Origin of the sequence: Streptomyces sp. NBC_00663 (assembly GCF_036226885.1) — a bacterium.
Lineage (GTDB): Bacteria > Actinomycetota > Actinomycetes > Streptomycetales > Streptomycetaceae > Streptomyces.
Genome location: NZ_CP109027.1, coordinates 3869202 through 3889272 on the forward strand (window position 1 = coordinate 3869202; position 20071 = coordinate 3889272).

Genomic DNA, 20071 nt, shown 5'->3' on the forward strand with positions numbered 1-20071 from the left:
CGGTTCCCTGTGCCAGAATCCGCCGACGCCTATGAGGGTGGGCCACGGGGGATGCCATGAACGCACAGGGGACCGGGCCCGCCCGGGAATGGTCGCTGATCACTGCCATGCTGGCGCTGGCCGTACTGCCGCCGGCGGCGGTGCTGGTGGCGCTGTTCGTCGCGGTCTCGGCCTGGGGCGAGCAGTCGGACGCGATGATGCCGGTGGTGTTCCTCCTGATCGCCGTCTTCGGGGCGGCGGCCGCCTCGCGTCGCCTCCCCGGCCGGGCGGTACGGCCCCCCGACGAGCCGCAACTGGCCGCGCTGGTGCAGGACGTCGCCGAACGGCTCGGCTTCCGCGAGCCCCTGCTGGTCCGGGTCGTCCCCGACGTGCACGCGGCCCTGCACCGGGCGAAGGTCTCCGGCATCCGCGCCTACGTCCTGGTGCTCGGCCTCCCCCTGCTCCGGGCGCTGACCGCCGACCAGTTGGCGGCCGTGGTCGCGCACGAGCTGGCCCACGAACAGCATGTGAGCCACCGCCGTACCGCTTGGCTCCTACGCTCCCGCCGCCTCCTCGAAGTCTGCCTCGCGCCCCGCCTCCGCCCACTGGCCCCGCTGTCCGCCCCGCTCCTGCGAGCCACCCAGCCGCGGGCCTGGCGGACAGAGACGGACGCGGACGCCGACGCCGCCCGCATCGCCGGCACCCGCGCGACCACGACGGCCCTCGAACGGACGGTCCTGCTCGACGCGGTGTACCGCAGCCTCGGCCGCCGCTGGTGGTCCGCCCTCGCCCAGGACGGCAGCTACCCACAGGACTTCTACGACGCCCTCGACACCGCCGCCACCGACCCACACGTGGCCCACCGCGCCGCCCGTGTCGCCGCCGAACGGGAATCCGTCGACCCCTACGCCACGGCCGACCACCCACCCACCGCCGCCCGGCTGACAGCACTGCGGGACACGGCCCCGCCCGCCGTCACGTCGTACGGCGAGGAGCCGATACCCCTGCGGACCGCGGAGGCGCTGGAGCGCTGGTGTGTGGAACAGCTCCTCGCACAACACACGGCACGGGGCCGCAACCGCCGCCCGAAACGCGCAACGGCCGGGGCCTCCTCGTCCCGCAGCCCGAAACCCGGAAAGACCGAGCCCTCGTCCCGCCACCCGAAGCTCGGAGAGACCGACCAGCCGCGTCCGTTGAGCGTCCTCGCCCTCTCCCCCGACCGCCTCCAGGAACTCCTCGATGCCAAGGGCCCGTCGCCCCTCCGGACGGCGACCCGCCGGGCCACCCCGCCCGACGCCCTGGAGGCCGCCCTGAACGCCGTCGCCGACGGCACCTGGCCCCGCCTCGCCCGCCGCGTCGAGCCCCGGATACGCCAGGTCCCCGCCTCCGTACGGCGCGCCTTCGCCCGGGACGTACTGGCCGACGCCATGCTCCCGCCCGTCACCGAGGCCCTGCGCGCGGCGGGCTGGACCCGCGCGAGCCGCTGGCGCACCAGCGTGCTCACCGCCCCCGACGGCACGACCCTCGACGTCGGCGACACCCTGACCGCCGCGCTGGACAGCGACGACCCCGCCCCCGTACGCGCCCTCCTGGCCCACCAGGAGGCCGCCGTATGACCACCCCGAGACGCCCCGCCCTCCGCGTCGCCCTGTTCGGCCTGACCGTCACGCTCGTGGGGTACGTCCTGCTCGGCGCATGGCTGGCCGGGAACGCGTACGTCCGCCAACGGGCCCTCGACCACGACCGCGCGCACTCCGAACTCGCCGTCGGCGTAGTCCTGGAGGACGCCGACGGCGTGGGGGCCGAGGTCCGCGTCCGCTGGAGCGACGAGGCGGGCCACACCCGGGTCCAGCGCTTCGCCCCGATCGACAGGACCTGGGCCTACCCCAAGGACGCCCGCTTCCTCGTGGAGTTCGACCCGACCGAGCAGAACCCCACCGGCCACCCCTACGACTGGCACGAGCACCGGGACGGCACTCCGGACACGGACGGCCTCGTCGCCTCCGCCGTCGTCGCCGGGCTCGTCGCCGTCGCCCTCTGCGCCGCCTGGGCCCGCCGAGGCCTGGCCTTCCGGCGCGCGGCCCGCCGCCCGGGCCACCCCATGACTGCCGAGGTGCGGCTCGGCGAACGCGCCCAGACCCTCCCCTGGCGCAGCGCGAACACGCTCTGGCTCGTCCTGGACGACCGCCACTGGCAGCGCGTGATGTGGCACCCGGCGCTGGAGGACCGTCCCGGCCGGTTCCCGGTGACGGTCCACGGCACCCGCACCGCCGCGGTGGTCCTGCCGGACGGCACCCGCCTGGTCCCGATCCGCCGCCTACGCCACCGCGAACCGGCCCGCACGACCTTCGCCGACCTCCGGACCGTCCGCGGCGACCTGCGGGATTCGTTCATCGTCCCCGCCGGAACCCTCGTACGGCCCGCCCACGTCTGGTGGCGGCAGGCCTGGCCCGCCACGGCGTTCGGCGCCGTCCTGGGCGTCGCCGCGGGCTTCCTGACGGCCGACGGCACCCTGCTCGCCGTAGGCGGTCACACCCTCGCGTTCGCGACCCTGTCGACCTCGGCCTGGGCCCTGTCGGCCCCGCAGCCCTAACCCTCCGACACCGGCTCGAAGCGCCAGCGATGCACGGCCCGGGTCACCAACTCCCCGTCCGGCTCGGGCAGTTCGGGCAGTACGGCGTCGTACTCAGCGTCCCACCACGTGATGACGAGCACCCGGTCCTGCGGCGCCCGGAAGGTCTCCCGGCGCAAGGGCGTGACCGCCAGCTCCTGTGCCCGTGCCCAGGTCAGCAGCTCCTCGCCCCGGCCGTCGACGGCCCGCGCCTCCCACATCAACGCGACCGTCACGAGTACAGGTTCTCCTTGCTGACCTCGTGGACGTGGTCGTGCCCGGGGACATGCGGGTCGGTCACCGGCAGCGAGGAGTCGGCCGACAGGTCCCAGCTGGAGGCGGGCCGGTCGCGGGCCACCATCTCGGCGCCCAGCGCGGCCACCATCGCCCCGTTGTCCGTGCACAGCTTGGGCCGCGGCACCCGCAGCCGGATGCCGGCCGCCTCGCAGCGCTCCTGGGCCAGCGCCCGCAGCCGCGAGTTGGCCGCCACACCGCCGCCGATCATGAGGTGGTCGACGCCCTCGTCCTTGCAGGCCCGTACGGCCTTGCGGGTCAGCACGTCCACCACGGCCTCCTGGAAGGAAGCCGACACGTCCCGCACCGGCACCTCCTCACCGGCCGCCCGCTTCGCCTCGATCCAGCGGGCCACGGCCGTCTTCAGCCCGGAGAAGGAGAAGTCGTACGCCGGGTCGCGCGGACCGGTCAGACCGCGCGGGAACGCGATCGCGCTCGGGTCGCCCTCCTTGGCGTACCGGTCGATGACCGGACCGCCCGGGAAGCCGAGGTTCAGCACGCGGGCGATCTTGTCGAAGGCCTCGCCGGCCGCGTCGTCGATGGTCGCGCCGAGCGGCCGGACGTCGGAGGTGATGTCGGTCGACAGCAGCAGCGAGGAGTGCCCGCCGGAGACGAGCAGCGCCATCGTCGGCTCGGGCAGCGCCCCGTGCTCCAGCTGGTCCACGCAAATGTGGGAGGCGAGGTGGTTGACGCCGTAGAGGGGCTTGCCGAGGGCGTAGGCGTACGCCTTGGCCGCCGAGACGCCGACCAGGAGGGCGCCCGCGAGGCCGGGCCCGGCGGTGACCGCGATGCCGTCGAGGTCACGGGCGCTGACGCCCGCGTCCTTCAGGGCGCGCTGGATCGTCGGCACCATCGCCTCCAGGTGCGCGCGGGAGGCGACCTCCGGCACGACACCGCCGAAGCGGGCGTGCTCGTCGACGCTGGAGGCGATGGCGTCGGCGAGCAGGGTGGTGCCGCGGACGATGCCGACGCCGGTCTCGTCGCAGGAGGTCTCGATGCCGAGGACGAGTGGTTCGTCAGCCATGGTTCTTCTCTTCACTCGCAGGGTCGATGGTCAGGCGCATCACAAGGGCGTCGACGTTGCCCGGCTGGTAGTAGCCGCGGCGGAAGCCGATGGGTTCGAAGCCATAGCGCTCGTACAGCTTCTGCGCGCGGTCGTTGTCGACCCGGCACTCCAGCATCACCTCGGCGCACTCGAACGCGGTGGCCGCGTGCAGCAGTTCGGTCAGCAGCCGGCCGCCGAGACCGGTGCCCCAGTGGTCGCGGGCGACGGCGATGGTCTGCACGTCGGCCAGGTCCCCGGAGGAGGCGAGCCCGGCGTACCCGACGAGCCGCCCGTCCTCCTCGGCGACCAGGTACCGCTTGGTCGCCGTGGCACCCCGCGCATGGGCCAGCTCGGACCAGAACATGCCTCGCGACCAGGCGTCCTCGGGGAAGAGGTCCTTCTCGAGATCCAGCACGGGATCGATGTCCCACCAGCGCATCTCACGCAGTGCCGCGGTCACTTGGGGGTGACCACCTTGTAGTTCTTGGGGACCTGGGCGTCGGGCCGGCGCAGATACAGCGGCCGGGGCGCCGGCAGCTCCTCGCCCGCGGCGAGCCGCTCGGCGGCCAGCGCGGCCAGGGCGGCGGCCGACACATGCTCGGGCGCCCGCGCGTCCGGGAAGGTGTCGGGGTAGAGCAACGCGCCGGCGCCCACGGCGGGCACTCCGGCGACCTGCTCGGCGAGGTCGGCGGGCCGGTCGACGGCGGGGTCGGTGACCCGGGTGCGGCGGTCGTCGTATCGCGCCCAGTAGACCTCCTTGCGCCGGGCGTCGGTCGCCACGACGAAGGGGCCCTCGACGTCGGTGGCGTACGCGAGCCCGTCCAGCGTGCACACGCCGTGCACGGGGACGCCGAGCGCGAGGCCGAAGGTGTCGGCGGTCATCAGCCCGACCCGCAGTCCGGTGTAGGGGCCGGGTCCGATGCCTACGACGATGCCGGTGACGGCGTCGAGCCTGAGCCCGGCCTCGGCGAGAACGCGGTCGACGGCCGGCAGCAGCAGCTCGCCGTGCCGGCGGGCGTCCACCTGGCTCGACGAGGCGACGACATCCGTTCCGTCGTGCAGGGCGACGGTGACGGCGGGGGTGGCGGTATCCAGAGCGAGCAAGAGCACGCAAACAGCCTACGGCTCCCGCGCCGCGCACATCGCCGCCCCGGTGAGCCGCCCCCCGACTGCTAACGTCGCGAAGGATCACTGCGTACGACAAAGAGGTGGACGACCGTGCCAAGCAACTCCGCCGCGATCGTCACCGGACTCACCACGGCGGCCCTCGCCACCGTCGGTTTCCTCGCCTACCAGGCCTCGGCGACCGTGCCCGCGACGCTCGGGCAGCCGCGGACGAGCAGCTCGCCCGGGATCGCCGCCGCCAAGGCGCCCCGCGACACCCGTCACCCCGCCGCCCTGCCGGCCGGTTCCGGAACGGGTGAACGGGTCGTGTACTCGGTGGACGACGACCGGGTCTGGCTCGTCGGCGCGGGCGACAAGGTGAAACGCACGTTCGAGGTCGTCCCCGGCACGGTCGACCCGGCGCCGGGTTCCTACTGGGTCACGTCCCGCTCGAACTCGGTCACCGGTACGGACGGCACCCCCATCGAGCACGTCGTCCGCTTCGCCACCGCCGGCAACGTGACGATCGGCTTCAGCGCGGCCGTCGCGGCGGCCACCGCACCGGCCGACCCCGCGGTGAAGACGGGCGGCATCCGGGAGTCCCGCGAGGACGGCGCCGCGATGTGGACCTTCGCGACGATCGGCCAGAAGGTGATCGTGATCCGCTAGGCCGCTTCGCGGTGCTGGGCCGCCGGCCTGACCGTCTCGGGATCGGGCACGCGCGGTGGGGTCGAGATCGTGTGCGCCGCGGCGCAGGCCGCCAGCAGGTCACGCATGGGCACCGCGGACACCGCGCGCGGCGTCGACTCGTCTCGCTCCGTGGCCGACATGGTCGCCTCCTGAGCACCGGGGGCGGACGCGGTTAGGTAGACCTAACTACGAACTGGATACCATGTGACCACGCACAAGACGCCGAAAGCAATATCTTGCCGACGTCTTGTCGGAACGTTCACCGAAATCGGGGCCTGTCCGCGGCGCCACTCGGCGCGGGACGGCTCGCTCAGGCGGTGAGCACGCTCAGGTCGGCCGTCGCCCAGCGCTCGCCCAGACCGGTCAGCGTCACGTGCCGCACCTCGTCCGTGGTGTCCCCGACCGCCCGGTGGATCTGCACCTGGAGCCGGTCCTCGGTCAGCTCCTCGACCTTGCCCTCGCCCCACTCCACCACGATCACCGAGTCGGACAGCGAGACGTCGAGGTCGAGGTCCTCCATCTCGTCGAGCCCGCCGCCCAGCCGGTAGGCGTCGACATGGACGAGCGGCGGACCGTCACCGAGGGACGGGTGGACGCGGGCGATCACGAAGGTCGGGGACGTGACGGCACCCCGCACGCCCAGCCCCTCTCCCAGCCCCCGGGTCAGCGTCGTCTTGCCCGCGCCGAGCTCCCCGCTGAGCATCACGAGGTCACCGGCCCGCAGCAGCTTGGCCAGCTTCAGGCCCAGCTCGCGCATCTGCTCGGGGGAGGTCACGGTCAGCCCGGTCTCAGCCGGGCTGTGCGGTACTGCTTCCATAACCGCCCACCGTAGCCCCTGCCGGCACCGCCCCCGCCCGGGTGAGGAGGTCGGCGAGGCGGTCGGTGACCACTTCCGGGTGCTCCAGCATCACCAGATGCCCCGCGTCCGGCACCAGCACCAGCTCGGCGTCCGGCAGCAGCCCGGCGATGGCCTCACTGTGCTCGCTGGGCGTGACGAGGTCCCCGATCCCGGCCAGCACGAGCACCGGGAGGTCGCTGAAGTGGGCGAGCGCCTCGGTCTTGTCGTGGTCGGTGAACGCCGGGTAGAACTCCGCGACCACGTCGATCGGTGTCCCCTCGATCATCCGCTCGGCGAACCGGGCGACCGCCGGATCGACGTCCCGCGACGCGAACGAGTATCGCTTGATGATCCCGGCGAACAGGTCGGCGGTGGCCTGCCGGCCCTTCTCCACCAGCTCGGCCCGCTGCCCCAGCGCCTTCAGCAGCCCCGGCAGCACTCGTCGCACCGCATTCACACCCGCGACGGGCAACCCGAAGTTGACCTCGCCGAGCCGACCGGAGGACGTCCCGACCAGAGCCACGGCGACGACCCGCTCCGCCACCAGCTCCGGATACTGGTCGGCGAGCGCCATGACGGTCATGCCGCCCATCGAGTGCCCGACGAGCACCAGCGGCCCTTCGGGCGCGGCGGCGTCGATGACGGCCTTCAGATCACGCCCGAGCTGGTCGATGTCGACCGGCACGCCGTCCTGCACCTGCCGGACCCCGCGCCCGGACCGCCCGTGGCTGCGCTGGTCCCAGTGCACAGTCCGGACGACACCGCGCAGCGCGGCCCGCTGGAAGTGCCAGGAGTCCTGGCTCAGGCAGTACCCGTGGCTGAAGACGACGGTGACGGGCAGCGGCGCCTTGCGCCCGAAGAGCCGCCGCCGACGAGGCGCGGACCCGCCCTCCGGCTCCACCTCGTCGACCTCGTAGTACAGCTCCGTGCCGTCGTCGGCGTACGCCTTCCCGGGCATGCCGCGCAGCGAGCCGTACGGCCCGGCCGAGTCCAGTGCGAGCCGCGCCTTCTTCCGCATGCCGCGTCCGACGGTCATCCGCTCCAGGGCGACACCGGCCGCGGCGCCCGCGGCGACGACCCCTATCGCGGCACCGGCGATCCCGGTCGCCCGGCGCCAGTTCCCGGCGGCCGCCCCCGTGGCGGCGGCGACGGCCAGGGCGGCCTCCGCACTGCTCTCGCTCACGTACCGCTCCTCTTCGCCTGGGCACTGGACTGCTGGTCACTGCTGGGCCGGTTACCCAGCTTGTCCCTCGTTCACATAGACGCGGGGAACACGAGTTCCGATCCGGGTGACGATCTCGTACGCGATGGTCCCCGCCGCCTGCGCCCAGTCCTCGGCGGTGGGTTCGCCGCGGTCGCCGGGCCCGAAGAGTACGGCCTCGCTTCCGACGGCGGGCTCGTCGCCCCCCAGATCGACGACGAACTGGTCCATGGCCACCCGACCGGCCACGGTCCGCCACTTCCCGCCGACCAGCACGGGCCCGGTGCCGGAGGCGTGCCGCGGGACGCCGTCCGCGTACCCGACCGGGATGAGTCCGAGGGTGGTGTCGCCCGGGGTGACGTAGTGATGCCCGTAGCTGACCCCGTGTCCGCCCGGCACCCGCTTCACCAGGGCGACGGACGCGCTGAGCGTCATCACCGGCCGCAGTCCCAGGTCGGCCGAGCTGCCGAGCTCCGGGCTGGGCGAGATGCCGTAGACGGCGACGCCGGTGCGCACCAGGTCGAAGTGGGCCTCGGGAAGGGTCAGGGTCGCGGGCGAGTTGGCGATGTGCCGCACCTCGGGGCGCACGCCTGCCTGTTCGGCGTACGCGAGCATCTCGCGGAACGTGGTGAGCTGGGCGGCGATGGAGGGATGCCCGGGTTCGTCGGCGCAGGCGAAGTGCGACCAGAGCCCGGTGATCCGGATGATCCCCTCGGCCTCTGCCCGCAGCGCATGGCCCACCAGCTCGGCCCAGTCGTCCCCGGGCTGGCACCCGTTCCGCCCGAGCCCGGTGTCGCCCTTGAGCTGCACCCGCGCGGTCTTCCCGACAGCACGAGCGGCGTCGACAACCTCCAGCAGCGCCCACATCCCGCTCACGGACACATCGAGATCGGCCTCGACGGCTTCCCGCCAGGGCCCGCCCGGGGTCCACAGCCAGCACATGATCCGCACACCGTCGATCCCGGCGGCCCGCAGCGCGAGGGCCTCTTCAGGCGTGGCGGTGCCCAGCCACTCCGCCCCGGCCTCCACGGCCGCACGAGCACAAGGCACCGCCCCGTGCCCGTACGCGTCGGACTTGACCACGGCCATCAGAGCCGCCCCCGGCGCGAGGGCGCGCAGGGTCCGCACGTTGGCCCGCAGGGCGGCCAGATCAATCTCGGCCCGAGCACGCAGGGCCACGCCCGACCGGGCAACAGTCTCACTCATGACGCCCCCAGTCTCTCAGAGGCCCGCACGCCCCCGCCGTACGCCCACACTCCGGGTCGCCGCCCCCGCTGCGACCCGTCAACACGACGATCACCCACCCCGCACATCCCGCCACGCCCCCAAAACCGCCTCCGCCACATCACACGCCCCCACCGGAACCCCGCCCGCCACAAACCGCCCAGCCAGCCCATGTCGACACGCCGCCACACCCCCGCCGCACCCCCGCACTCCGGATCGCCACCCCACCCCCCGCCGCAGCCCGTCAACGCGACCATCACCCACCCCGCACATCCCGCCACGCCCCCGGAACCGCCTCCGCCACATCACACGCCCCCACCGGAACCCCGTCCGCCACAAACCGCCCGGCCAGCCCATGTCGACACGCCGCCACACCCCCGCACTCCGGGTCGCCGCCCCTCCCCCCCCCCCCCCCGGCCGCAGCCCGTCAACGCGACCGTCACCCGCCCCGCACATCCCGCCACGCCCCCGGAATCGCCTCCGCCACATCACGCGCCCCCACCGGAGCCCCGTCCGCCGCGTACCGTCCGGCCAGTCCGTGCAGATACGCCGCCGCGCTCCCGGCGTCCAGTGCCCCGAGGCCGGCCGCCAGCAGTGACCCCGCGAGGCCTGACAGCACGTCCCCGCTGCCCGCGGTGGCCAGCCAGGCCGTCCCGGTCGGATTCACGCGCACGGCACCGCCGGCGGCATCGGCGACGAGCGTGGTCGACCCCTTGAGCAGCACGGTCGCGGAGTACCGCGCGGCAAGCTCCCGCGCCGAGGCCAGCCGGGCCCCCTCGACCTGCCCGCGCTCCACCCCGAGCAGCGCGGCGGCCTCCCCGGCGTGCGGCGTCATGAGGGTGGGCGCGCTCCGTCGGCGTACGGCGTCCCGCCCGGCCAGCCGCAGGCCGTCCGCGTCGATCAGTACCGGCACATCGGCCGACAGCACCTCCTCCACGGCGGAGGCGTCGTCCCCGGCGCCGGGTCCCACGACCCAGGCCTGCACCCGCCCGGCCTGCTTCGGTCCCCCCGCGGAGACGAGCGTCTCGGGGAAACGGGCGATCACCGCGTCCCCGGCGGGCCCCACGTACCGCACCGCTCCGGCCCCGCCGCGCAGCGCCCCGGCGACGGCCAGCACCGCCGCCCCGGGGTAACGGGCCGACCCGGCGGCGATCCCGACGACACCCCGCCGGTACTTGTCGCTCTCGCCGGTGGGCGCGGGCAGCAGCGCCGCGACGTCGGCATGGTGCAGGGCCTCCAGCTCGGCGCCGGCCGGCAGCTCAAGGCCGATGTCGACCAGCCGCACCGACCCGGCGTACTCCCGCGCGGGATCGATCAGCAGCCCCGGCTTGTGCGTCCCGAAGGTGACGGTGAGGTCGGCGCGTACGGCGCTGCCGTGCACCTCGCCGGTGTCGGCGTCGACCCCGCTCGGCAGATCGACGGCGACGACGGCGGCACGGGACCGCTCGGTGACGGCGGCCAGCCGGGCCGCGTCCGGCCGGAGCCCGCCCTTGCCCCCGATCCCGACGATGCCGTCGAGAACCAGGTCGGCCCGCGAGATCACGCCCTCCGCGGCGTCGGCTTCGACGACGCCACCCCCGGCCCGCCGCAGCGCGGCCAGCCCGCCGGCATGGGCCCGCTCCGGCGCGAGCAGCACGGCGGCGACCCCGGCCCCCCGCCGGGCGAGCCGGGCCCCGGCGTACAGCGCGTCGCCCCCGTTGTCCCCGCTGCCGACGAGCAGCACGACCCGCCGCCCGTACACCCGGCCCAGCAGATCGGCGCAGGCGGCGGCCAGCCCGGCGGCGGCCCGCTGCATGAGCGTGCCCTCCGGCAACCGTGCCATGAGCTCCCGCTCGGCGGCCCTGACCGTCTCCACGCTGTAAGCAGTACGCATGGAGAGGAGTCTCCCCGCTGCTACCCCTCCGCCACCACAACCGCCGAGGCGACACCGGCATCGTGACTGAGCGACACATGCCAGGACCGCACACCGAGTTCGGCCGCCCGGGCGGCGACACTCCCCGAGACCCGCAGCCGGGGCTGCCCACTGTCCTCGACGTACACCTCGGCATCGGTCCACAGCAGCCCGGCGGGCGCCCCCAGCGCCTTGGCCAGGGCCTCCTTCGCGGCGAAGCGGGCGGCGAGGGAGGCCACACCCCGCCGTTCCCCGCTCGGCAGGAACAACTCGCTCTCCACGAACAGCCGCTGCGCCATCCCGGGCGTGCGCTCCAGCGACACCGCGAACCGCTCGATCTCCGCCACGTCGATACCGACCCCGATGATGCTCATGCCGAGCACCCTACGGAAGACCCCACCCGCGCAACGCCCACCGCCCCGGCCCCGCTCCACACGAAGTGATGCACCAGGCCCGATTCCCGTGTGTCCACGCGGAGTTGGAACCACGATCACCACAGACTGCGACGGTCTCCCCCTCTCGAGAAAAGATCGGCACCTGTGGAAGTCCGGCTGCTCAACAACTTCACCACCACCGCCCTGGCCACCCTGCTCGTGGGCAGCGCCCTGCTCATCGGAGTGGCCGGTGTCGCGCTGATGCGCTGGCGGTTCCGGCACCTGGTGGACACCGGCGAGCACAACGACATGATCGGCGTCGTGCTCGGGATGTACGCCGCGATCTACGGCATCATCCTCGCCTTCGTCGTCGTCGCCGAGTGGGAGAGCCTCAACGCCGCGACCACCAACGTCGCCGCCGAGGCCTCCCAGACCGCAGAGGTGCTGCGCACCGCCGACGCCTTCCCCGCCGGCGAGCGGGAGCGGATCACCGCGGCGATGCACGACTACGTCCACTCCGTCGTCGATGACCAGTGGCCCCTGATGCGCGAGGGCAGGCCCGACCCCTATCTGACCGAGCCCCAGATCAAGGGCCTGTACAAGGCGTTCCAGGACTACGAGCCCCGCACCGAGACCCAGAAGGCGTACTACTCCGAGGCCGTCTCCACGCTCGGCTCACTCGCCTCGGCCCGCCGCACCCGTCTCTCGGACTCCCAGCAGCAGCTCCCGGTCCTGCTCAGCGTCCTCGTCTACGGCGGCGCGCTCATCATGCTGCCCCTGACCTTCCTCTACGGCATCCGGGACGTACGCGCCCAGCTGATGTTCGTGACGTCGGTCGCGGTGCTGATCGGGGTGAGCGTGCTGCTGTGTCTGACCCTCGACCGGCCGTTCTCGGGGGACCTGGCGGTGAGCCCGGAACCGTTCAGACAAGGCGTACTGGCCCAGTTCTGGCGGTGACGGGCTCGCCGCGGGTCACTCACTCCACCGTCACCGACTTCGCCAGGTTCCGCGGCTGGTCCACCTCGTTGCCCCGGGCCGTCGCCAGCTCACACGCGAAGACCTGCAACGGGACGGTGGCGACCAGCGGCTGGAGCAGCGTCGGGGTGGCCGGGATCCGGATCAGATGGTCGGCGTACGGCACCACCGCCTCGTCCCCCTCCTCCGCGATGACGATGGTCCGGGCCCCGCGCGCCCGGATTTCCTGGATGTTGGACACGATCTTGTCGTGCAGCACCGACCGCCCGCGCGGCGACGGCACGACCACCACCACCGGCAGATCGTCCTCGATCAGCGCGATCGGCCCGTGCTTGAGCTCGCCCGCCGCGAACCCCTCGGCGTGCATGTAGGCGAGCTCCTTGAGCTTGAGGGCGCCTTCCAGCGCCACGGGGTAGCCGACGTGCCGCCCGAGGAACAGCACGGTGTCCTTGTCGGCGAGGGATCGCGCGAGCGCGCGTACCGGCTCCATCGTCTCCAGGACCCGGTCGACCTCGCCGGAGATCTTCGACAGGTCCCGGATGACGGCGACGATCTCGTCGCCCCACTTGGTGCCCCGCACCTGGCCCAGATACAGGGCGACCAGGTAGCACGCCACCAGCTGCGTCAGGAACGCCTTGGTCGAGGCGACCGCGACCTCCGGGCCGGCGTGCGTGTACAGCACGGCGTCGGACTCGCGCGGGATCGTCGAGCCGTTGGTGTTGCAGATGGCCAGCACCTTGGAGCCCTGCTCGCGCGCGTGCCGCAGCGCCATGAGCGTGTCCATGGTCTCGCCGGACTGGGAGATGGCGATCACCAGGGTCCGCGGGTCCAGGATCGGATCGCGGTAGCGGAACTCGCTGGCCAGCTCCACCTCGCAGGGGACCCGCGTCCAGTGCTCGATGGCGTACTTGGCGATCAGCCCCGCGTGGAAGGCCGTACCGCACGCGACCACGACGACCTTGTCGATCTCCCGCAGCACCCCCGGCGAAATCCGCACCTCGTCCAGGGTCAGCGACCCGGCCGCGTCGATGCGCCCGAGGAGCGTGTCGGCGACCGCCTTCGGCTGCTCGGCGATCTCCTTGAGCATGAAGTAGTCGTAGCCGCCCTTCTCGGCGGCCGAGGCGTCCCAGTCCACGTGGTAGGACCTGACCTCCGCCGGACGGCCGTCGAAGCCGGTCACCGTCACCCCGTCGCGCCGCAGCTCGACGACCTGGTCCTGCCCGAGTTCGATCGCGGAGCGCGTATGGGCGATGAACGCGGCCACGTCCGAGGCGAGAAACGCCTCGGCCTCCCCGACGCCCACCACGAGCGGCGAGTTCCGGCGCGCCCCCACGACCACGTCCGGCTCGTCCGCGTGCACGGCGACCAGCGTGAACGCCCCGTCCAGGCGCCGGCACACCAGCCGCATCGCCTCGGCGAGGTCCCCGCAGGAGGAGAACTCCTCGGCGAGCAGATGGGCGACGACCTCGGTGTCGGTCTCGGACGCCAGATCGTGGCCGCGCTCCTCCAGTTCGGCCCGGAGCGCGGCGAAGTTCTCGATGATCCCGTTGTGGACGACGGCGACCCGACCGGCGTTGTCGAGGTGCGGATGCGCGTTGGCGTCCGTGGGCCCGCCGTGCGTGGCCCACCGGGTGTGTCCGATCCCGGTCCCGCCGGTCGGCAGCGGCCGGTCGACCAGCTCCTTCTCCAGATTGACCAGCTTCCCGGCCTTCTTCGCGGCGGCGAGCCCGCCGTCGGCGAGGACGGCGACACCCGCCGAGTCGTACCCCCGGTACTCCAGCCGCTTCAGTCCGGCCATCACGACCTCGAGCGCAGACTGCGACCCCACGTATCCCACGATTCCGCACATGCGCGGCAGCCTACGCACGATCGGCCGGCCAAAAGGCCTTCCGTGTGCCCGATATCGGAAATTCCCACGGCCATACGAACGCGGTGGTAAGGGCCGGGGCGTACGAGCCTCGGTCGAGGCGTGACGGACCCCACCCGCCAACTCGTTCAAACTCCGTTAACAATGGACTGTGATCTCTCCGGTCTCCTCGACCTCCCGGAGCGCCCACCGGAACAGGCCGGAGGCGACTCCCTACGTCGACCTCACCCGTGCCGAGTGGAGCGCGCTGCGCCACAAGACGCCCCTGCCCCTGACGGCGGAGGAGGTCGAGCGACTGCGCGGCCTCGGCGACGTCATCGACCTCGACGAGGTGCGGGACATCTACCTCCCGCTCTCCCGCCTCCTCAACCTCTACATCGGTGCCACGGACGGCCTCAGAGGCGCCCTGAACACCTTCCTCGGCGAGACGGGCACCCAGACCGGCACCCCGTTCGTCATAGGGGTCGCGGGCTCGGTCGCCGGCGGCAAGTCCACCGTCGCCCGTCTCCTCCAGGCCCTGCTCTCCCGCTGGCCCGAGCACCCGCGCGTCGAGCGCGTGACGACCGACGGCTTCCTGCTGCCCACCAAGGAGCTCCAGGCACGCGGTCTGATGTCCAGGAAGGGCTTCCCCGAGTCGTACGACCGCCGGGCCCTGACCAAGTTCGTCGCCGACATCAAGGCGGGCAAGGGCGAGGTCACGGCACCCGTCTACTCCCACCTCATCTACGACATCGTCCCCGACGAGAAGCTCGTGGTGCGCCGCCCGGACATCCTGATCGTCGAGGGCCTCAACGTCCTCCAGCCGGCGCTCCCCGGCAAGGACGGCCGCACCCGCGTCGGACTCGCCGACTACTTCGACTTCAGCGTGTACATCGACGCCAACCCCGACGACGTCGAGCGCTGGTACCTCAACCGCTTCAAGAAGCTGCGCCAGACGGCCTTCCAGGACCCCAACTCGTACTTCCGCAAGTACACCCAGGTCTCCGAGGAGGAGGCCCTGGACTACGCCCGCACGCAGTGGCGCACCATCAACAAGCCGAACCTGGTGGAGAACATCGCCCCCACCCGGGGCCGGGCCACCCTCGTCATCCGCAAGGGACCGGACCACAAAGTCCGCCGCCTGAGCCTGCGCAAGCTGTAGCCCGGCCTGTTGGAAAAAGGCGTCTGTTAGAAAGGCGTCATGCTGCATCTGCGCCTGATCACCCCGGCCGAGAAGACCGACGACGTGGTCCGACTGATCGAGAAGACGGTCGGCACCACGCACCTGGTCGTGGTCCCGGGCGCCGCCCGCAACCCGGCCGGCGACGTGGTGATGTGCGACGTGGCCCGCGAGGCGGGCGACGAACTCATTGGCGCGCTGAGGGAGTTGGACCTCGACAAGTCGGGTTCCATCGCCGTCGAGAACATTGACCTGTCCTTGTCCAAGCGGGCGGACAAGGCTGAGGAGGAGGCCCCCGGCGAAGGCGCGGACGCGGTCCTGTGGGAGCACCTCACCGACGCCACCCACGAGGAGTCGACGCTCTCCATCACCTACGTCGCCTTCATCACCCTGGCCACCATGATCGCGGCCTGCGGTGTGGTCCTCGACAACGCGATCCTGATCGTCGGCGCGATGGCCGTCGGACCGGAGTTCGGCCCCCTGGCCGCCTTCAGCACGGCGATCGTCCAGCGCCACCCCCGACTGGCGCTGCGCTCCCTGATCGCCCTGCTGGTGGGCTTCGCGGTGGCCATGCTGGTGACGGTCGGTTTCAGCTACTTCATGGACGGCGTGCACCTGTTCAGCGCCGAGCAGCTGGACGGGCCACGCCCCAACACCAACTTCATCTACCGGCCGGACTGGTTCTCGTTCGTGGTGGCGGTCCTCGCCGGCTGCGCGGGCACGCTGTCCCTCACCTCGGCCAAGTCGGGCGCCCTGGTGGGCGTCGCCATCTCGGTGACCACGGTCCCGGCAGCCGCCAACGCGGCGGTCGCCTTCAGCTACAGCGAGTACAAGCAGGCGTGGGGCTCCACGGAACAACTCCTCCTGAACCTACTGGGAATCGTCCTGGCAGGAACACTTACCCTGCTCTTCCAGAAATGGCTCTGGAGACGCCCCTGAGGGGCGCGGGGAACTGCGCGACCAGCCACGAACAACCCGCAGCCCGCAACACACAGAACCCCCCACCCCCAACCCGGGACAGCCCTAGCCCAGCGCCGACTTCACCGCATCGGCCAACCGCCCAGCCACAGACCGCGCCTGATCGATATCCGCCGCCTCAACCATCACCCGAACCAACGGCTCGGTCCCGGAAGGCCGCAACAACACCCGCCCCGTCTCCCCGAGTTCCCGCTCAGCCTCAGAAACGGCAGCAGCAAGCTCCGCCGAACTCCCGACCCGTGACCGGTCCACATCAGGCACATTGATCAGCACCTGCGGCAACCGCTCCATCACACCGGCGAGTTCCCGCAGCGACCGCCCGGTCTCCGCGACCCGCGCCGCGAGCAGCAGCCCGGTGAGCGTCCCGTCCCCGGTGGTGGCGTGATCCAGAATGATCACGTGCCCGGACTGCTCACCCCCGAGCGCGTACCCGTGCTCCTTCATCGACTCCAGCACATACCGGTCCCCCACAGCCGTCTGCACCAGCGTCAGTCCCTCCCGCTCAAGCGCCAGCTTGAACCCGAGATTGGACATCACGGTCGCGACAACGGTGTCGGCCCGCAGCGCGGACCGCTCCCGCATGGCCAGCGCCAGCACGGCCATGATCTGATCGCCATCGACCTCCTCACCGGTGTGGTCGACGGCGAGGCACCGGTCCGCGTCTCCGTCGTGCGCGATGCCGAAGGCGGCCCCGTGCTCGATGACGGCGGCCTTCAGCAGCCCCAGGTGCGTGGACCCGCACCCGTCGTTGATGTTGAGCCCGTTCGGGTCGGCCCCGATCGTGATGATCTCGGCACCGGCCCGGGAGAACGCCTCCGGCGACACCCTCGCGGCGGCGCCGTGCGCCTCGTCGAGGACGATCTTCAGCCCGTCGAGCCGGTTCGGGAGGACGGCGATGAGATGGGCGACGTACTGGTCGAAGCCCTCCTTGTACTCACGCACCCGCCCGACGCCGGCGCCGGTGGGCCGCTCCCAGGGCTCGCCGTGCCGGTGGGACTCGTAGATCGACTCGATCCGGTCCTCCAGCTCGTCGTCGAGCTTGTGCCCGCCGCGGGCGAGGAACTTGACGCCGTTGTCGGGCATCGCGTTGTGGCTGGCGGAGAGCATGACGCCGAGGTCGGCGCCGAGGACGCCCGTGAGGTACGCCACGGCCGGGGTCGGCAGCACACCGACCTTGAGGACGTCGACGCCGGCGCTCGCCAGGCCCGCCACCACGGCGGCCTCCAGGAACTCCCCGGACGCGCGCGGGTCCCGCCCGACCACCGCCGTCGGCCGGTGGCCCTCGAAAGTACCCGCCTCGGCCAGCACGTGGGCCGCCGCGACGGACAGACCGAGCGCCATCTCGGCGGTCAGGTCCGCGTTGGCGATGCCGCGCACGCCGTCCGTGCCGAAGAGTCGTCCCACTTGTCCTCCTGATGAAGCGTCACTTTCGAGGTCACCTTCGGAGATCACCCAGGATCACCCGATCACACAAGCCTTTGAGCGTCTTGTGCCGTTATACGCCCAAGGCTGTGATAAACGAACGCCCCGGCGGCACTGTGGCGTGCCGCCGGGGCGTTCGGACGTACTGCTGAAGTGCGAGTACGGGCTGCGGGCAGCGAAGCTTAACGCTTGCTGTACTGCGGAGCCTTACGGGCCTTCTTCAGACCGGCCTTCTTGCGCTCGACCGCACGGTCGTCGCGGCGGAGGAAGCCGGCCTTCTTGAGGGCGCCACGGTTGTTGTCGACGTCGGCCTCGTTCAGCGCACGGGCGACACCGAGACGGAGCGCACCGGCCTGACCGGAGACACCGCCACCCGCGATGCGGGCGATGACGTCGTAGCGGCCCTCGAGCTCGAGCACCTTGAAGGGCTCGTTGACTTCCTGCTGGTGCACCTTGTTCGGGAAGTAGTCCTCGAGGGTGCGACCGTTGATCTTCCACTTGCCGGTGCCCGGGACGATCCGGACGCGGGCGATGGCGTTCTTGCGACGGCCCAGGCCGGCGGCCGGCTGGGGGTCGCCGAAGCGGGACGCCATGGACTCGGACGTGTACTCGCCCTCGACGGGAACGTCCGACTCGGTGGTGTAGCTGTCGATGTCGACGAGCTCGGTCTCGGTCTCTTCGACCGGCTGCTCAGCGGTGGTCTCGGCCACGATGCTCCTCAGATTCTTTTCTGTTTAGGGGGTGGCCGGAACTACTGCGCGACCTGGGTGATCTCGAACGGCACCGGCTGCTGGGCAGCGTGCGGGTGCTGGTCGCCCGAGTAGACCTTCAGCTTCGAAAGCATCTGACGGCCCAGGGAGTTCTTGGGCACCATGCCCTTGATGGCCTTCTCGACGGCCTTCTCCGGGTTGTCACGGAGCAGGTCGTCGTAGCGGACGGAACGCAGACCACCCGGGTAGCCGGAGTGGCGGTACGCCATCTTCTGGGTCCGCTTGTTGCCGGACAGGTGCACCTTGTCGGCGTTGATGATGATGACGAAGTCGCCCATGTCCATGTGCGGGGCATAGGTCGGCTTGTGCTTGCCACGGAGGAGGTTCGCGGCGGTGGTGGCCAGACGGCCCAGGACGACGTCCTGAGCGTCAATGACGTGCCACTGGCGAGTCACATCGCCGGGCTTAGGGCTGTACGTACGCACTTCTCAGCCTTCTTCTTCAGGGATGGGTGATGACACAGGCATCCTTGAAGCGATCGTGCAGCTGGGGACGACAATGCCGGGAACCATGCCCGTATGCCGCCCACTGGTAACTGCTCCAGGGAACCTACGTACGGGCTTCTGGCGTCAGAACGTCCAAGCCAATACGCATAACAAATTGGAAGGGTACTCGGGCTACCCCGGACGGGTCAAAACGAGCGGGCCCGGCAGGCCCGCGCGTCCCCCCTCTATGATGCGCCCCATGAGCTTTGGGCAGCAGGGGGGACCCCAGTCCCAGTGGGATCCCTGGAAACCGAATTCCCAGCAGCCGTGGAACGGCGACGACGACGGTCGGACCCCGGACTGGGCGGCGCTCGCGGAGGCGTCGGAGACCCGTAACAAGCGGCGCAAGCTGCTGTTCATCGTCGGCGGCGCCCTTGCCACCGCGGCGATAGGCACCGCCGTCGCCATGGCCGTGGTCTCGGCCAACGGTGGCGACGAGGCGTCCACCACGTCCTCGCTGCCCGCGACGGCCGACATACCGAGCCAGTCCGCGACCGACCCGTCCTTCGCGCCGACCAGCGCCCCGCCGCCGCTGGACCCGAAGGACTTCGTCTCCAGCAAGAACAAGGACACGGCGCCGCTGAGCGCGGAGATCCTCTTCCCGGGCACCCAGCTGACCATGGGCGAGACGGTCTACAAGAAGGGCGCCACGGCCGACACCAAGAAGTGCGCCTCGGCCGCCAACGCCAACGGCACCCTCGGCAAGATCCTCACCGCCAACGGCTGCACCAGCGTGATGCGGGTCTCGTACATGAAGGACGGCGTCGCGGTGACGGTCGGCGTGGCCGTCTTCGACACCGAGGCCCAGGCGAAGAAGGCCAAGGGCCAGGCCGACAACAAGAGCGTCATCGCCTCGCTCGCCGGCGACGGCGTGAAGGCCTTCTGCAACTCCGCGGTGTGCCGTACGACGACCAATTCCTACGGCCGCTACGCCTACTTCACCACCGCCGGTTTCCTCAACGGCAAGGACGTCACGGAGAAGAGCACCAAGGTCGAGTCGATCGGCAACGACCTGGCCGAGTTCGCCTTCCGCCAGATCCGCCGCCGCGGCCAGGCCCAGGCGTCGGCAGCGGCGGCCGGGTGACGCCTGCCGAAACCGTGTGAGACCCTCCACAGTCATTGATCATCAGACGTTGATCAGCACGACCGTGGGGGGTCTTCTGG

21 protein-coding genes are annotated in these 20071 nt (G+C 71.6%); 7 read left to right on the forward strand and 14 right to left on the reverse strand.

All coding sequences use genetic code 11. The features are described 5' to 3' along the window. The first annotated feature begins 56 nt into the window (after positions 1 to 56). Together OG866_RS17430 and OG866_RS17435 are read left to right on the forward strand one after the other, a co-directional pair. On the forward strand, positions 57 to 1595 hold the full coding sequence (locus OG866_RS17430; protein WP_329335748.1) for a M48 family metallopeptidase: 1539 nt from the start codon (positions 57 to 59) through the stop codon (positions 1593 to 1595). After that, complete coding sequence (locus OG866_RS17435; RefSeq protein ID WP_329335750.1) at positions 1592 to 2572, forward strand: hypothetical protein; 981 nt, start codon at positions 1592 to 1594, stop codon at positions 2570 to 2572. The genes OG866_RS17430 and OG866_RS17435 overlap by 4 nt, the downstream gene beginning before the upstream one ends. Here the strand turns inward: OG866_RS17435 and OG866_RS17440 are convergent. The 4 genes from OG866_RS17440 to tsaB are packed head-to-tail and all read right to left on the reverse strand — an operon-like array spanning position 2569 to position 5039. Beyond that, positions 2569 to 2826: a hypothetical protein gene (locus OG866_RS17440; RefSeq protein ID WP_329335751.1), complete on the reverse strand. Its 258-nt coding sequence runs from the start codon at positions 2824 to 2826 to the stop codon at positions 2569 to 2571. The two genes, OG866_RS17435 and OG866_RS17440, sit on opposite strands and share 4 nt — an antisense overlap. Then, entirely contained in the window at positions 2823 to 3908 is a 1086-nt protein-coding gene (gene tsaD / locus OG866_RS17445) for a tRNA (adenosine(37)-N6)-threonylcarbamoyltransferase complex transferase subunit TsaD (protein WP_329335752.1), read from the reverse strand. The genes OG866_RS17440 and tsaD overlap by 4 nt, the downstream gene beginning before the upstream one ends. After that, positions 3901 to 4368 carry a ribosomal protein S18-alanine N-acetyltransferase gene (rimI, locus tag OG866_RS17450; RefSeq protein ID WP_329344159.1) on the reverse strand — a complete coding sequence of 156 codons (468 nt, stop codon included), beginning with the start codon at positions 4366 to 4368 and terminating at the stop codon, positions 3901 to 3903. Before rimI ends, tsaD begins: the two co-directional genes overlap by 8 nt. A 17-nt stretch (positions 4369 to 4385) precedes the next feature. After that, the gene (gene tsaB, locus OG866_RS17455; RefSeq protein ID WP_329335754.1) at positions 4386 to 5039 is read right to left on the reverse strand and encodes a tRNA (adenosine(37)-N6)-threonylcarbamoyltransferase complex dimerization subunit type 1 TsaB; all 654 of its coding nucleotides are present in this window, start codon (positions 5037 to 5039) and stop codon (positions 4386 to 4388) included. 108 nt (positions 5040 to 5147) lie between these two features. Here tsaB and OG866_RS17460 point away from each other — a divergent pair, with 108 nt between their 5' ends. Further along, positions 5148 to 5702, forward strand: a complete 555-nt coding sequence (locus OG866_RS17460; RefSeq protein WP_329335755.1) for a hypothetical protein — start codon at positions 5148 to 5150, stop codon at positions 5700 to 5702. Here OG866_RS17460 and OG866_RS17465 read toward each other — a convergent pair. The 6 genes from OG866_RS17465 to OG866_RS17490 all read right to left on the reverse strand — a co-directional run bounded on the left by OG866_RS17465 (position 5699) and on the right by OG866_RS17490 (position 11251). After that, the gene (locus OG866_RS17465; RefSeq protein WP_329335757.1) at positions 5699 to 5863 is read right to left on the reverse strand and encodes a hypothetical protein; all 165 of its coding nucleotides are present in this window, start codon (positions 5861 to 5863) and stop codon (positions 5699 to 5701) included. The two genes, OG866_RS17460 and OG866_RS17465, sit on opposite strands and share 4 nt — an antisense overlap. A 170-nt stretch (positions 5864 to 6033) precedes the next feature. Continuing rightward, positions 6034 to 6540, reverse strand: a complete 507-nt coding sequence (gene tsaE, locus OG866_RS17470; RefSeq protein ID WP_329335759.1) for a tRNA (adenosine(37)-N6)-threonylcarbamoyltransferase complex ATPase subunit type 1 TsaE — start codon at positions 6538 to 6540, stop codon at positions 6034 to 6036. Then, positions 6512 to 7744: an alpha/beta fold hydrolase gene (locus OG866_RS17475; RefSeq protein ID WP_329335761.1), complete on the reverse strand. Its 1233-nt coding sequence runs from the start codon at positions 7742 to 7744 to the stop codon at positions 6512 to 6514. The genes tsaE and OG866_RS17475 overlap by 29 nt, the downstream gene beginning before the upstream one ends. A gap of 51 nt (positions 7745 to 7795) precedes the next feature. Continuing rightward, on the reverse strand, positions 7796 to 8968 hold the full coding sequence (alr, locus tag OG866_RS17480; protein ID WP_329335762.1) for an alanine racemase: 1173 nt from the start codon (positions 8966 to 8968) through the stop codon (positions 7796 to 7798). Positions 8969 to 9425: 457 nt separating this feature from the next. Beyond that, complete coding sequence (locus OG866_RS17485; RefSeq protein ID WP_329335763.1) at positions 9426 to 10859, reverse strand: NAD(P)H-hydrate dehydratase; 1434 nt, start codon at positions 10857 to 10859, stop codon at positions 9426 to 9428. A 20-nt stretch (positions 10860 to 10879) separates the two neighbouring features. Next, a complete protein-coding gene (locus OG866_RS17490; protein WP_329335764.1) occupies positions 10880 to 11251 on the reverse strand; it encodes a holo-ACP synthase in 372 nt (123 codons plus the stop codon). A gap of 165 nt (positions 11252 to 11416) precedes the next feature. Here OG866_RS17490 and OG866_RS17495 point away from each other — a divergent pair, with 165 nt between their 5' ends. After that, a complete protein-coding gene (locus tag OG866_RS17495) occupies positions 11417 to 12208 on the forward strand; it encodes a bestrophin-like domain (RefSeq protein WP_329335766.1) in 792 nt (263 codons plus the stop codon). Positions 12209 to 12227: 19 nt separating this feature from the next. Here the strand turns inward: OG866_RS17495 and glmS are convergent, their stop codons facing one another. Continuing rightward, entirely contained in the window at positions 12228 to 14075 is a 1848-nt protein-coding gene (gene glmS, locus OG866_RS17500) for a glutamine--fructose-6-phosphate transaminase (isomerizing) (protein ID WP_329335767.1), read from the reverse strand. Between the two features lie 169 nt (positions 14076 to 14244). On the opposite strand from glmS, the gene coaA reads away from it, so the two are divergent. Next, positions 14245 to 15234, forward strand: coding sequence for a type I pantothenate kinase (gene coaA, locus OG866_RS17505; protein ID WP_329335769.1), 990 nt, complete (start codon positions 14245 to 14247; stop codon positions 15232 to 15234). A gap of 39 nt (positions 15235 to 15273) precedes the next feature. Continuing rightward, entirely contained in the window at positions 15274 to 16191 is a 918-nt protein-coding gene (locus OG866_RS17510) for a DUF389 domain-containing protein (protein ID WP_329335771.1), read from the forward strand. A gap of 84 nt (positions 16192 to 16275) precedes the next feature. On the opposite strand, the gene glmM is transcribed toward OG866_RS17510, so the two are convergent. From glmM to rplM, 3 genes are all read right to left on the reverse strand, one after another. After that, on the reverse strand, positions 16276 to 17634 hold the full coding sequence (glmM, locus tag OG866_RS17515) for a phosphoglucosamine mutase (RefSeq protein ID WP_329335772.1): 1359 nt from the start codon (positions 17632 to 17634) through the stop codon (positions 16276 to 16278). A gap of 200 nt (positions 17635 to 17834) precedes the next feature. Next, positions 17835 to 18362, reverse strand: coding sequence for a 30S ribosomal protein S9 (gene rpsI, locus OG866_RS17520; protein WP_319235717.1), 528 nt, complete (start codon positions 18360 to 18362; stop codon positions 17835 to 17837). 41 nt (positions 18363 to 18403) lie between these two features. Next, entirely contained in the window at positions 18404 to 18847 is a 444-nt protein-coding gene (gene rplM, locus OG866_RS17525; RefSeq protein ID WP_329335774.1) for a 50S ribosomal protein L13, read from the reverse strand. Positions 18848 to 19106: 259 nt separating this feature from the next. Here rplM and OG866_RS17530 point away from each other — a divergent pair, with 259 nt between their 5' ends. Further along, complete coding sequence (locus OG866_RS17530; RefSeq protein WP_329335775.1) at positions 19107 to 19991, forward strand: hypothetical protein; 885 nt, start codon at positions 19107 to 19109, stop codon at positions 19989 to 19991. The last annotated feature ends 80 nt before the right edge of the window (positions 19992 to 20071 follow it).